Origin of the sequence: Thiorhodococcus drewsii AZ1 (assembly GCF_000224065.1) — a bacterium.
GTDB classification, from domain to species: domain Bacteria; phylum Pseudomonadota; class Gammaproteobacteria; order Chromatiales; family Chromatiaceae; genus Imhoffiella; species Imhoffiella drewsii.
On the sequence record NZ_AFWT01000002.1, the window covers coordinates 109,194 to 122,064 of the forward strand.

10 protein-coding genes are annotated in these 12,871 nt (G+C 62.2%); 6 read left to right on the forward strand and 4 right to left on the reverse strand.

Features of this window, described 5'->3' with window-relative positions; all coding sequences use genetic code 11:
* Positions 1-56: 56 nt before the first annotated feature.
* Positions 57-605, reverse strand: a complete 549-nt coding sequence (locus tag THIDRDRAFT_RS01775; protein ID WP_007039070.1) for a DUF4124 domain-containing protein — start codon at positions 603-605, stop codon at positions 57-59.
* 32 nt (positions 606-637) lie between these two features.
* The gene (locus THIDRDRAFT_RS01780) at positions 638-1,984 is read right to left on the reverse strand and encodes a cyclic di-GMP phosphodiesterase (protein ID WP_007039071.1); all 1,347 of its coding nucleotides are present in this window, start codon (positions 1,982-1,984) and stop codon (positions 638-640) included.
* 156 nt (positions 1,985-2,140) lie between these two features.
* Between THIDRDRAFT_RS01780 and ileS the strand changes: the two genes are divergently transcribed.
* The 4 genes from ileS (at position 2,141) to THIDRDRAFT_RS01800 (ending at position 7,833) form a co-directional block, all read left to right on the forward strand.
* Positions 2,141-4,969 (forward strand): isoleucine--tRNA ligase, encoded by a 2,829-nt coding sequence (gene ileS / locus THIDRDRAFT_RS01785; protein ID WP_007039072.1) that lies wholly within the window; start codon positions 2,141-2,143, stop codon positions 4,967-4,969.
* Between the two features lie 320 nt (positions 4,970-5,289).
* On the forward strand, positions 5,290-5,799 hold the full coding sequence (gene lspA / locus THIDRDRAFT_RS01790) for a signal peptidase II (RefSeq protein WP_007039073.1): 510 nt from the start codon (positions 5,290-5,292) through the stop codon (positions 5,797-5,799).
* Positions 5,800-6,285: 486 nt separating this feature from the next.
* Positions 6,286-7,191, forward strand: a complete 906-nt coding sequence (gene rimK, locus THIDRDRAFT_RS01795; RefSeq protein ID WP_007039074.1) for a 30S ribosomal protein S6--L-glutamate ligase — start codon at positions 6,286-6,288, stop codon at positions 7,189-7,191.
* Between the two features lie 354 nt (positions 7,192-7,545).
* Positions 7,546-7,833, forward strand: a complete 288-nt coding sequence (locus THIDRDRAFT_RS01800) for a hypothetical protein (protein ID WP_007039075.1) — start codon at positions 7,546-7,548, stop codon at positions 7,831-7,833.
* Between the two features lie 24 nt (positions 7,834-7,857).
* Here THIDRDRAFT_RS01800 and THIDRDRAFT_RS01805 read toward each other — a convergent pair whose 3' ends face one another.
* On the reverse strand, positions 7,858-8,625 hold the full coding sequence (locus tag THIDRDRAFT_RS01805) for a retropepsin-like aspartic protease family protein (protein ID WP_007039076.1): 768 nt from the start codon (positions 8,623-8,625) through the stop codon (positions 7,858-7,860).
* Between the two features lie 203 nt (positions 8,626-8,828).
* On the opposite strand from THIDRDRAFT_RS01805, the gene THIDRDRAFT_RS01810 reads away from it, so the two are divergent.
* On the forward strand, positions 8,829-10,088 hold the full coding sequence (locus THIDRDRAFT_RS01810) for an ATP-binding protein (protein WP_007039077.1): 1,260 nt from the start codon (positions 8,829-8,831) through the stop codon (positions 10,086-10,088).
* 255 nt (positions 10,089-10,343) lie between these two features.
* On the forward strand, positions 10,344-10,652 hold the full coding sequence (locus tag THIDRDRAFT_RS24335) for a hypothetical protein (RefSeq protein ID WP_007039078.1): 309 nt from the start codon (positions 10,344-10,346) through the stop codon (positions 10,650-10,652).
* Between the two features lie 745 nt (positions 10,653-11,397).
* On the opposite strand, the gene cobD is transcribed toward THIDRDRAFT_RS24335, so the two are convergent.
* Positions 11,398-12,474: a threonine-phosphate decarboxylase CobD gene (gene cobD / locus THIDRDRAFT_RS01825; RefSeq protein ID WP_007039080.1), complete on the reverse strand. Its 1,077-nt coding sequence runs from the start codon at positions 12,472-12,474 to the stop codon at positions 11,398-11,400.
* Between the last annotated feature and the right edge of the window lie 397 nt (positions 12,475-12,871).

Here is a 12,871-nt window from a genome sequence, read left to right on the forward strand (position 1 = left end):
TCGCGGATGGAAATATCGGGCGGCATTCTAACCATTTCCGCGAACCTCGCACCCCGTCAACGACGTTCTTCTGCAGGCGCGACCGGCTTGAGCGAACGCCCAGGTCGCCGCAGCGACATCTGGCTGGGAGGCGGCTGCGGGCGCGCCTGGGGCACAGGCGGTGGCGGCCTGCGATGATGATGGTGCCCGGATCGCCAGCCCCAGGGAAGGACATAGACCGGCTCACGCGCCCGCTCGGCCTCCGCCTCGTACTGCTTGGCCCGCGCCTCGGCGGCGGCGATCTCGGCAAGACGTCGGCGCTCTTCCAGCTCGGCCAGATAGGCCCGGCGTCTCGCCGTTTCGCGCGCCTGACGCTCCGCCCGCATCCGCCGGCTCTGGTTCATCACCGAATAGCGATCGTCGCCAGGCGCGGCGAACGTCCCGGTCTCCGGCATCGGCAGCGTCTGGACCGGGCGCCCCTCCATCTCGGGGACGCGATCACTGAAATGCACCTGGCCCTGGTCGTCAGTCCAACGATACAGGGCCTCGCCCGCGCCCACGCCCGCACCCACGCCCGCAGATGCCAGAAGCATGAATACCAAGCCGATGGTCCAAAACGCTGACATCCTCGACCTCCAGTCCTGTTCCGATCCGCCCCTCACCCAGACTTACGGCCCGATGGCGGCTTGAAGTAGTAGCTCAGTTTGTCGGAGAGATTGAGATATTCGATTTGATCCTCGGTCAGGTCGGATCGGTGCAGACTCTTGCTGATGTCGACCTCCTCCTCCGCCAGATCCAAGATCAGTGCCTCATCCTGGGGGATCTCGGGCGAGTAGAGCAGCACATTGGGCTTGAGCAGATCGGCCGGATTGATTGTGACCACCAGGGCAACGCGGTCGTCGGCGAGCTTGACCACCGTCCCAGGTGGATAAACGCCCAGATTGGTGATGAAGGTCGTCAGCACCTTGGCGTCGTACCACTTGCGCTCTTGCGAATACATGCGCGAAACCGCCTGGTGGGGCGAAAACCCGCGCTCGGCGCCAAATCCGTTGCAGAGATTGTCGTAGCGATTCACGACCGCGATGATTCGTGTCAACATCCCGATATCGCCCCCGGACAGACCCTCTGGAAAGCCGCTGCCATCCAGATGCTCGTGGTGCCTGGAGATGACCTCGATAACCGCCTTGGGTAGACCCGAAATCGCACGTGCGATCTCGGCGCCATAACGCGGATGCTGCTCATAGAACTGACGCTCGGCCTTGTTAAAGGCCTCCTTCTTGAGCAGGATCTTCGGCGGAATCTTCTGATGACCCAGGTCATGAAAGAGCGCCCCCATACCGAGCAAGCGCAACTGGGACTTTTCCAGCGACAGCTGCTGACCGATCACCAGGGCCAGCGCGGCCACGTTGACGGCATGGAAATAGCTGTTCTCATCCTGGTGCTTGAGATTGACCAGCTGCACCGTGGCCTCGGAATCGGCGGTGAGATCGTCGACCATCTGGACCACGAGTTCCTGGGCCTCCTCGACCGCCTGCATCGGCGAGGATCGGAGATGATTCATCAGGGTCTTGGCCGAGCTAACCGACTGACTGTAACGCTTCGAGCATTGGTTGAGACGGGATCGGCGCTGTTTGAGAACTTCGATACGCCGCCGCTTCTCCTCCCACAACGCCTGAGAGAGATGCTCCTTCACCTCGTCGGTCAGGGGCTCCTCCTCCACCGCAGGCGCCTCCTCTCCCTCGGGCGCTGGGTCGCTGCGATTGGGGTCGATGCGGATCGAGGCGATGCCGAGCTGACGCAGGGCGTCGAGCTGTTTCTGGGTGCGGATCTTGAAGCTGCCGGTCAAGAACGGGTGGTTCATCCACGGCAAATCGAGATGCACGAAGAGACCGATCCGCAGCTGGCTCGTGTCGACGGTTGTATTGCTCACATCATGGACCACACCAAACGCAACTTTCCAGATCCTGAATGTCGCCGCCGACCCTCGGCAGAGACCCGCAAGCATAGGGTATAGAATCGAAATTCAGCAAATGGCGTCACCCTAGGACGCACACAACGCGGATGCGCCCAGGATTGGCGCGCTTGATTCTCAACCGAACGGCTTGTAGCTTGCATCATTAGGAATTTTCTAGCCTTATCGACGCACCCGAGACCGAAAGAAGTGACCGACTACAAGAACACCCTGAATTTACCCAAGACCGGCTTCGCGATGAAGGCCAATCTGGCCCAGCGCGAGCCCGAAATGCTCAAGCACTGGGAATCCCTGGATCTCTACGGACGCATCCGCGAGGCCCGCGCCGGCGCGCCCACCTTCATCCTGCACGACGGTCCTCCCTACGCCAACGGCAATATCCATATCGGTCACGCGGTCAACAAGGTCCTCAAGGACATCATCGTCAAGGCGCGCACACTCGACGGGATGAACGCACCCTATGTCCCCGGCTGGGACTGTCACGGTCTGCCGATCGAATTGCAGGTCGAAAAGAAAAAGGGTAAGCCCGGCCAGAAAATCTCGGCGGCCGAATTCCGGGTTGCCTGCCGCGAGTATGCCGCTAAACAGGTCGATGGCCAACGCGCGGACTTCAAGCGGCTCGGCGTCTTCGGCGACTGGGAGCGTCCCTATCTGACGATGGACTTCGGCTTCGAGGCCGACATCGTCCGCTCGCTGGGGCGTATCATCGCCAACGGCCATCTGCAGAAGGGCGAGAAACCGGTGCACTGGTGCATCGACTGCGGATCGGCGCTGGCCGAGGCCGAAGTCGAGTATGCCGACAAACAGTCGCTCGCTATCGACGTGCGCTTCCCCGTGATCGACCCCACCCTGCTCGCCGAACGCTGTCACGGGACCCCGAACGGCTGCGGAGAGGGCCCGGTCTCGGTCGTCATCTGGACCACCACGCCCTGGACCCTGCCCGCCAACCAGGCGGTCGCGCTCAATGCCGAGCTGGACTACGTCATCGTCGAGGCCGACTCCGAGACGGGCAAGGAGCGGCTCATCGTCGCCGAGGGTCTGCTCAAGGACACCATGGACCGCTGGGGCATCGAGCACTATCGGGTGGTCGGCTACGGCCGCGGCATCGATTTCGAAGGAATCAAGCTCCGCCACCCCTTCTACGACCGCGAGGTGCCGGTTATCGTCGGCGAACACGTCACGCTCGATGCCGGTACCGGTGCCGTGCATACCGCGCCCGGGCACGGCCTGGAGGACTACATAGTCGGTCAGCGCTACGGCCTGCCGGTCGACAATCCGGTCGGCGGCAACGGTCGCTTCCTGCCCGGAACGCCGCTCTTCGAGGGCGAAAACGTCTTCCAGGCCAACGAGCACGTGGTCGAGATCCTCAAGTCCAAAGGGGCTCTGATGCTGGAGACCCGCTTCACCCACAGCTATCCGCACTGCTGGCGCCATAAGACCCCCATCATCTTCCGCGCCACGCCCCAGTGGTTCATCAGCATGGACAAGCAGGGGCTGCGCGAGGGCGCGCTGCACGAGATCGAAAAGGTCGACTGGATGCCCGAGTGGGGCCGCAATCGCATCGAATCCATGGTGCAGGGACGTCCCGACTGGTGCATCTCGCGCCAGCGCACCTGGGGGGTGCCCATCACCCTGTTCGTCCACAAGGAAACCGCCGAGCTCCATCCGCGCACCCAGGAGCTGATCGAAGAGGTCGCCAAGCGGATCGAGACGCAGGGCATCGAGGCCTGGTTCGCCCTTGAGCCCTCGGATCTGCTCGGCGACGAGGGCGCGCATTACGACAAGGTGCACGACACGCTCGACGTCTGGTTCGACTCGGGCGTCACCCATGCCTGTGTGCTGGAGCGCCGAGAGGGCCTGAGCGCGCCGGCCGATCTCTATCTGGAAGGCTCCGACCAGCATCGCGGCTGGTTCCAGTCCTCGCTCATGACCTCGGTCGCCATGCATGGCCATGCGCCCTATCGCCAGGTGCTGACCCACGGCTTCACCGTGGACGCCAAGGGCGAAAAGATGTCCAAATCCAAGGGCAACACCGTCAGCCCGCAGGACGTGATGAAGACGCTCGGCGCCGACATCATCCGACTCTGGGTCGCCGCCACCGACTATCGCGGCGAGATCAGCGTCAGCGACGAGATCCTCAAGCGCACCGCCGACGCCTATCGGCGCATCCGCAACACCGCGCGCTTCCTGCTCGCCAATCTCAACGGCTTCGACCCGGCGGCCAATCTGGTCGCGCCCGCCGACATGATCGCTCTCGACCGCTGGGCCGTCGACCGCGCCTGGCGTCTGCAACAGGAAGTGATCGCCGCCTACGGCGACTACCAGTTCCACCTCATCTATCAGAAGGTGCAGCAGTTCTGCGTGGTCGATCTGGGCGGTTTCTATCTCGATGTCATCAAAGACCGCCAGTACACCACCCAGTCTGACAGCCTGGCGCGGCGCTCCTGCCAGAGCGCCATGTATCACATCGTCGAGGCCATGAGCCGCTGGCTAGCGCCCATCCTCAGCTTCACCGCTGACGAGATCTGGCAAGCGATCCCAGGCGAGCGTGCGGAGACCGTCTTCACCGAAACCTGGTACGACGGGCTCTTCGCCCTGGACGACGGCACCCCGATGGACCGCGATTTCTGGGATGCCATCATCGCCGCACGCGTCGCCATCGGCCCAGCCCTGGAAGGCGCCCGCAAGGCCGGACAGATCGGCTCCTCGCTGGATGCCGAGCTGGATCTCTATGCCTCGGATGACCGATTGAGGCAACTGGAAGGGCTCGGCGACGAACTGCGCTTTGCCCTGATCGCCTCCGAGGTACGAATCCACCCGATTGCCGAACGCCCGGAGACGGCATCGGTCACGGATCTCGACGGACTCGCCGTCCTGGTCACGCCATCGGACCACGTCAAATGCGCGCGCTGCTGGCACCACCGCGCCGACGTCGGCACCAACGCCGAGCATCCCGAGCTCTGCGGACGCTGCGCCGAGAACGTCACCGGAAACGGCGAGATCAGACGCTTCGCTTAGAGCCCGCAGCTCCCAACGGGAGCATGACCGCTAGACCTCAGGATACCCGGCGCATCCTGCGCCGGGTATCGATTCGGATTTACGCATATGGCGGGTCTGCAGCCCGGATGAAGCGATAGCGAAATCCGTGGCAGCACCAACCGGCAAGCGAGAAGGCCACACCGCCCCACCCGCGTCCAAGCCGCCGGGATCTCTCGGCAAACCTGGCGCTTTAGGTATACTGCCGAGCGACCGGGCAAACGCTGTCTGCTCTCATTTTTCCGTCTCTCAGTCGCGCATCCTCGACGCCTGATCGAGGGTCCAAAAGAGGAACACGACTCTTGAAACACTGGCTTTGGCTTTCGCTCTTCGTACTGGCCCTCGACCAGGCGACCAAGTGGTCGATACTGGCCCTGATGAAGCCGTTCGAACCGGTCGAGGTATTACCGCACATCAATCTCACCCTGATGTTCAACGAAGGTGCGGCATTCAGTTTTCTCTCGACAGCCGGCGGCTGGCAGCGCTGGCTGTTCTCGGGGCTGGCACTGGTAGTGAGCCTGGTCCTGGTCGGCTGGCTGCTGCGGCTCAAGCCGCATGAGAAGGTCCAGGCGGCGGGGCTTGCACTGTTGATCGGCGGCGCGGTCGGCAATCTGATCGACCGCGTGCTGCTCGGACATGTCATCGACTTTATCCAGGTCTACATCCCGGTCATCCCGCTCGCCATCTTCAACCCCTGGCCGGCCTTTAATGTCGCCGACAGTGCTATCACGCTCGGGGTCGCGGCGCTCTTCTGGATCTTCCTGGTCGACGATCTGCGCCAGGGCCGCGCATCCCGCAACGCGACCCCATAGTTCGCCGCGCCCGGCCCGATCCACGACGGGAAAAGGCCCGACAAAACCACAATGGGATCGAGAACTTGGATATGATGTGCCTTCGACACAGGCCATCACCGTCGATGACTGGAAGAACGCGGCCTCGCCTTTCCATCAAGTTCCCGATCGCTCGGGTCGCCGTTAAGGGTAGTCAACGGGGATAGCATCCCTGCATTCATCAGGCCGACCTGGAGCAACATTCAAATCGCTCCGGATCTGGATGAACCATCGCATCGCCCGATTCGCCCGAGAGCCGTCTCGACGAATCCAGAATCACACACAGGGCACGCCGACCTGGCTTTACCGCGAGTTCGATTCAACGACAAGCGACCGATCCAGGCTTACAACCTGACTCAAAGACACCTCAGACCAGAACTTTCCACACGACCGCACCCCTGACGCCCCAGAGGCCATCGACGCGACCGATCGCGCGAGCCGGGCGCCGGCTCGGCGGCAGAGGCACGTATGAAAATCGGCATCCTTTCGCGCAATCCGTCGCTCTATTCGACCCAGCGTTTGGTCGAGGCGGCACAGGCCCGCGGACACGAGACCAAGGTCCTCGACGTCCTGCGCTGTTACATGAACATCACCTCGCACGCACCTTCGATCCACTACAAGGGCGAAGAACTCAAGGACTTCGATGCCGTCATCCCGCGTATCGGCGCCTCCGTGACCTTCTACGGCACGGCCGTGCTGAGACAGTTCGAGATGATGGGGGTCTATCCACTCAACGAATCGGTCGCCATTACACGCGCGCGGGATAAGCTGCGCTCGCTGCAACTGCTGGCACGCAAGGGCATCGGTCTGCCCATCACCGGCTTCGCGCATGCGCCGGACGACGTCCAGGACCTGATCAAAATGGTCGGTGGCGCCCCGCTGGTCATCAAGCTGCTAGAGGGCACTCAGGGCATCGGCGTGGTCTTGGCGGAGACGCAACAGGCGGCCGAAAGCGTGATCGAGGCGTTCATGGGCCTCAAGGTCAACATCCTGGTCCAAGAGTACATCCGCGAGGCCCAAGGCGCGGACATCCGCTGTCTGGTGATCGGTGACAAGGTCGTGGCCGCCATGAAGCGTCAGGCCAAGGAAGGAGAATTCCGCTCCAACTTGCATCGGGGTGGAAACGCCTCGCTGATTCGCATCACACCGGAGGAGCGCTCCACCGCGACCCGCGCGGCCAAAATCATGGGCCTCAACGTCGCGGGTGTCGATATCCTGCGCTCCAATCATGGACCGGTCGTGATGGAGGTCAACTCATCTCCCGGCCTGGAGGGTATCGAGTCGACGACAGGCAAAGACATTGCCAGCCTCATGATCGACTTGATCGAAAAAAACGCGGCACTCGGCAAGACGCGAACCAGAGGTCAGGGCTGATAGACGCAACGATTGCCTGACCGGAGCCCCGCAGCATGCGGGTATAGATTTGCGCCATCTCGATGCCTGGCGTCGGGTCGAAATTTCATGACAGACACTATTGAGGGCGATCCAGCGCAGCTGGAGCAACGTACTGTGCGCGTTGGCAGCGCTCGTCACCAGCATCAAGAAACGCAAATCTCTTGATATAATTACTGATCAGTTCCGCGCTTCAGCCGAACCCGTATTGGCTCCGTGCAGGAAACGCGGAGGCACTCGAAAGGCAGCTGGCATCTAACCGGACCCCATCGCAACGAACATGTCAGACCTCGGCGCCCATGTCCCTCAGATCCTCCCACTCCCCCGGAGCACACCATGGCCAACGGCTTCGTACTGGTTCTATTAAGGGAGCTTCGAGAGAACCTCAACAAACTGCGCCAGGGTCTCGACGAACGCCTGGACTCGGGTAACGCCCATCTAGAACAGATCACCACCAGCCTGGGCCGCGTCGAAAGCGATCTGAACGAGCAGCGCAAATTCAACCGCCAGATCGCCCTCAATCAGGCCAAGCACGAGGAGGTGCACGCCAGCAGCATGGAGCAGATCCAGATCGAGCTACGTGAGTTGCGCGAGCAGGTACGCCAACTCAAACAGGGGCGTTGAAGGCGCGATCCAGCTATTTCGGTCTCACTTGGATGCCAGCGTGAGTTGATTCTTCTCGTCGTCGATGGTCATGCGAAAGCGCCCAAGCACACTCATGCCGAGCAGCGAATTGCCGCCAAGACGCTGGTCGTCGATGAACGCGACCTCGACATCCGAGATGCGCGTCTCGCCCAACCAGATGCCCGAGAGCTTGCCGACGTACGCCTCGACCGAACCGTTCGCGGTCTGGACCGACTGGCTCCGCGTGGAACTCGGGCTCATACCGAGCGTCGACATCAGCGAAACCGGCAGCACCACCTGATCCGCCCCGGTGTCGATCAGCATCGACTCCTCGGTCTTCTGGCCGCCAATCCCTTCGAGCGTCAGGGTCACCGCATGGGATGCCCCCTTGCGCGTGGTTTCAAGCACGATCTCGTTGGCCTTGGACGCACCTCCGTCGTCAGACTCCGAGGCCCCGTCCACGCTGCTGACCATGGGGGGCGGAACATAGGCCGCCTTCTCACCCAGTATGATCACCCGCTCGACACCGCCATCCGGTGACTGAACAATGATGTGGTCGAACGCCTCCAGCAGCGTGTCGAGCCGCACGCGCAAATCGGCCCCAGCGACATGACCGAGTACGCCCTGAGTCTGCTCGATCCCGCGCAATTTGAAGCCGTGCTCGGACATCAAATGCTCGAGCTCGACCGCCACATCGACCTGTCCCGAGCGGGACGGAGCATCCTCCGCGCAGACCAGCCCGCCAAACAGCAAGAGGGGCGTCACCCAATACCAGTGGACCATGGATTTCATCGTGTCCAGACTCCGAAAACGGATATAAAAGCGGGTTTCGAGGACGATTGGCAATGGGTTGAAGAACCCGCGAAATCACCTTCGCGCCACCGCATACGATAAGACGAAAAAGGCGATAACAGTCGAAATGCTTGCACGTATTATGGACAATTGGCGCATGCAGCGACTGAACCTGCGCTTTTGCACGACCTGACTCCGACCCCATGCCAACATCCATCATTCCACTGCTACGCAAAAAACCGACCTGCCCCACCCACGGCTGCGAGCTGATCCTGTCCAACCATGGCACCAAGCCCAACCCCTATCATTATCTGATCGAGGTGGTGAACACCCCGCTGCTCTATTGCCCCCAGTGTCTGGAGACTGGCCAGCACACCTCGGTCGAGGTCGAGCCGGCGGCCTCCATGGCCTTTCTAAAGCAGCTGGTCCGCCTGCTGGACAAGAGCACATTCCCGGGACTGCTCTCCAAGCCCAAGATCCGGGTCGACTTCAACCCGACCAAGACCATCATCGATCTGGTTCCCGGAGGCGGATTCGAGCGCCCCTTCGAAGACGCGATCCAGGAAGATATCGCCGCGCCTTCCAGCACGCCAGCCGACCCGGAGCAAAACCCGGAGCGTCTGACCGGAATCGAGCCTGTGGCGCCGCGCCACAGGCTCGACCAGCTCATCCTCGACCCGGAAACCCTCCAGCAGATCCGCGAGGCCACCAACGTGCTGCTCTCGCGCGATCTGCTCTACGAGACCTGGAATCTCGCCTCGGTCGCCCGAACCGGGCGTCGAGTCGCGCTCAACTTCTACGGACCGCCCGGCACGGGCAAGACCCTGGCCGCCGACGCCGTCGCCGATCTGCTGGAGAAACGGATTCTCAAGATCAGCTATGCCGAACTGGAGTCCAAATACGTCGGCGAGACACCGAAGAACATCAAGGCCGCCTTCAGCAAGGCGCGCGAGACGGATGCCCTGCTCTTTTTCGACGAGGCCGACTCCATCCTCGGCAAACGTCTCGTCGACGTCTCCCAGTCGGCCGACAACAGCATCAACGTCGCCCGCAGCACCACCTTGATCGAACTCGACAACTTCGAGGGCGCGGTCATCTTCGCCTCCAATCTGGTGAGCAACTACGACACCGCGTTCCTGCGCCGGATGCTCGCCCACGTCGAATTCAAACTCCCCGCAACCGAACAGCGCGAGCGCATCTGGCGCAGCCACATCCCAACCGAACTCCCGCTCGCCAAAGACGTAGACTTCGCGACCCTCGCCGACTCCTCGAAAGGCGCAGCGGGCGGCGATATTCTGAACGCCGTCCTGCTCGCCGCCTCCTATGCCTCGATGCGTCCCAGCGAATCCAGAGTCGTGACACTCGCTGATTTCGAGCGCGCCATTGGATTCATCCTCGAAGGCAAGCGCAAGATCCTCAAAGGCCCGCTCGTCGCCGAGACTGGCTCCGTCCCCTGCGGTTAAGTGTTATCCCGGATTCATCCAATCGACAAGCGGATTAGCATAACGAACAAGATGCTGTTGCGACTCCAAGCCAAATCAGGCAACCTCATCTGAAATGCTTGAGAAATAATGACATACGAATTTTAAAAACGTAATCGGGCATATCAATCGAACGCGATCGAACTGCTGACCGAGGAACGACCAAAAGCGCAGTTCGAATGCCCGTTCGGCCCGCCCCTTCTCGACCAAATTTGGATGAAAAGGAGGCTCTGAAACATGGAAACACCCCGCAACAGCTGCCAGATCGCAAGTCTTGACGAGCGCCGGTTACGGCGGCTAGAAGAAGCGATCAGCGTCACCCGAACCAAGCTCGACGTCGTCGGGATTCGGATCGAATGGCTCGGGCGCAAGCTCCTGAGTACCGAGCTCGAGCGCGCGGACCTTCGCCGCGCGCTCGCCGAGCGGACCTGGGAATTCAATCTGCTCCACCACCGATTGAGACACGAACAGCAAGCAAGCGACGATCAGATCGAACAGGATCTCGCGCCGATCGAGCACGACTCCTCGGAAGCGGGGCTAAGCTGATTTCGAACAGGCAAACCAGCCGTCTGCCGCCCGAGCACCTCAGGGCGGGGCATATCGGCCGCAAGCCACGCCAGAACGCCAGGGTGAAGCCGCCGGACCAAAGAGAGGGCCGCATCGCCGCCCCGCCCGAGACACAGCATGGGAATCCCGATCTGGCCGGCGGCGATGGCCGCCCCGACAAGCGCGGCGAATTCGCGGCAGCCGCAGCGAACGAGACGCCGATAAGGGTCACTCTCGCCCACAGGGGACTGCAACCTCATCCCCCCCGCGTCCCACTCGCACGCCACCCCAACGAACAGCCCACAGCCAGCCAATTTGGCACGCTCCACGGCATGGCGGCCACGACTCAATGCGACATCGAGGGCATGCTTGTTCAGCGGACTCGGCTCGATTGATGACCGGCCGCCCGAACCGTCGCCGAAGGCTCGGGCTCCGCATCCCTCTGCCGCCCCCAGATGGCACACCTCGGTCTCGGGCCATTCGCTCTCTTGACGAACGGATCCGGCAAAGACACGCAGCCCCGGACTCCAAACCCGATCGATACGATCCTGGATGACCCTCGGGTCCTGTCCGTCGGCGAACACCACGAACCGCAGCGGAGCCGTCAAACCGCCAAACGGCTCGACGCACCTCGGCGCGGCCGGAACGCTCAGCCAGTCGGGCCTCCGCGCATCGGATTCCCGTACAGCGCCCCGCCTGGAAACTGGGGTTTCGAGGAATGCCTCGACGCGCGCGCCGACAGCCGTCATCGACGTGCACGCCTCAAAGCCGCATCCAGGCGCGCCCAACCCGATTCATCGCCTGGCAGACCAAAACGCAGACTGTCCGGGGCATCGAAACGACGCACCAAGATGGCCTGTCGAGCCAAGACGTCCTGAATCCGCTCGGCCTCATGGGTTCTGACCCATTGAAAGAGCGCCGTACCACCGGCGGGCGACAAGCCATGTCCATCGAGCAGATCGGCGAGACGCGCCGCGCGCCGATGCAGAGAGCGGCGCTCCGCCTCCTGCCAGGCTCGATCCGACAAGGCCAGACGCGCGACCTCGCGCGCCGGACCCGACAGGGTCCAAGGCCCGAGCAGCCGTCTCACACGCTCGCGCAAACCGGGCTCGGCGAAGAGAAAGCCGACCCGCGCACCGGCCAACCCGAAGAACTTGCCGAGCGAGCGCAGCACCACCAGCCCCTCTCGGCCGGCATGCGGCAGCAGGCTCAACTCGGGGGTCGTATCCATAAATGCCTCGTCGACCACTAGCCAGCCACCGCGCTCGGCGAGACGCGTATGCCAATCGAGCAACCGATCGACCGACCAGCGCCGTCCGCTCGGATTGTTGGGATTGATGACGACCAGCGCATCCAGCCTTTCGGCCCCATCGCTCAAACGATCCTCGATCTCGGCATCGTCCAGCTCGACCACTCTGTGCCCGGCGCGACGCCAGGCATGGGCATGCTCGCGATAGCCGATGCGCGGGATCCCGACCCGACCCGGATCGCGGAGCATGGGCAAGGCCTGGATGGCCGCCTGCGAACCGGCCAGCGGCAAGGGGTTCGGGGCGCCATAGTAGCCGGCCGCAGTCGACTCCAAATCGTCCTCGTCCTCAGGAAGGCGTCCCCAGCAGGTCGCCGCAAGCGGCGGCACGGGCCAAGGCACGGGATTGATGCCGGTTGAGAGGTCGAGCCAATCGGAGACTGGAATGCAATAACGCTCGGCGGCTTGGCGCAGACGTCCGCCATGCTCGGGTGGTGCCAAATCGATCAGAGGAAGATCTCCAACGCGGATAGAAACGAACGGCCAGCCCCTGCAACGGAACCGGACAACAGACATCCGAGCAAGCCACATCCTCGGATTAAGCCGATCAATCTGCCATTCGCACGCCATCACCGCAAGTGCAATGGATCAGCCGTCACTGGAACAAGCAACCGGGCGACGCTAGAACATCCGAGCCTGTGCGAGCCTCGTAACACCCCGAGCGAAGAGGCTTATGAACCAACCACCATCGAGGAACCGAGCCACGCCTTAATTTGGACGCGATTTCTCATGAAACGGCCCAAACCTCGACGCGTATTCGATCTTCACGACTTGGCGACACTGCGCTCAGCAGGTATCTTGCTCCGCTGCCTTATCATCAGACACGGATTCGAGACTCTCCCAGCAGAATAGGTCTTGTTGCTAATGTCATTTCTCGCCAGTATCGAACCCGATTCGTTGACGACCGTAGCGC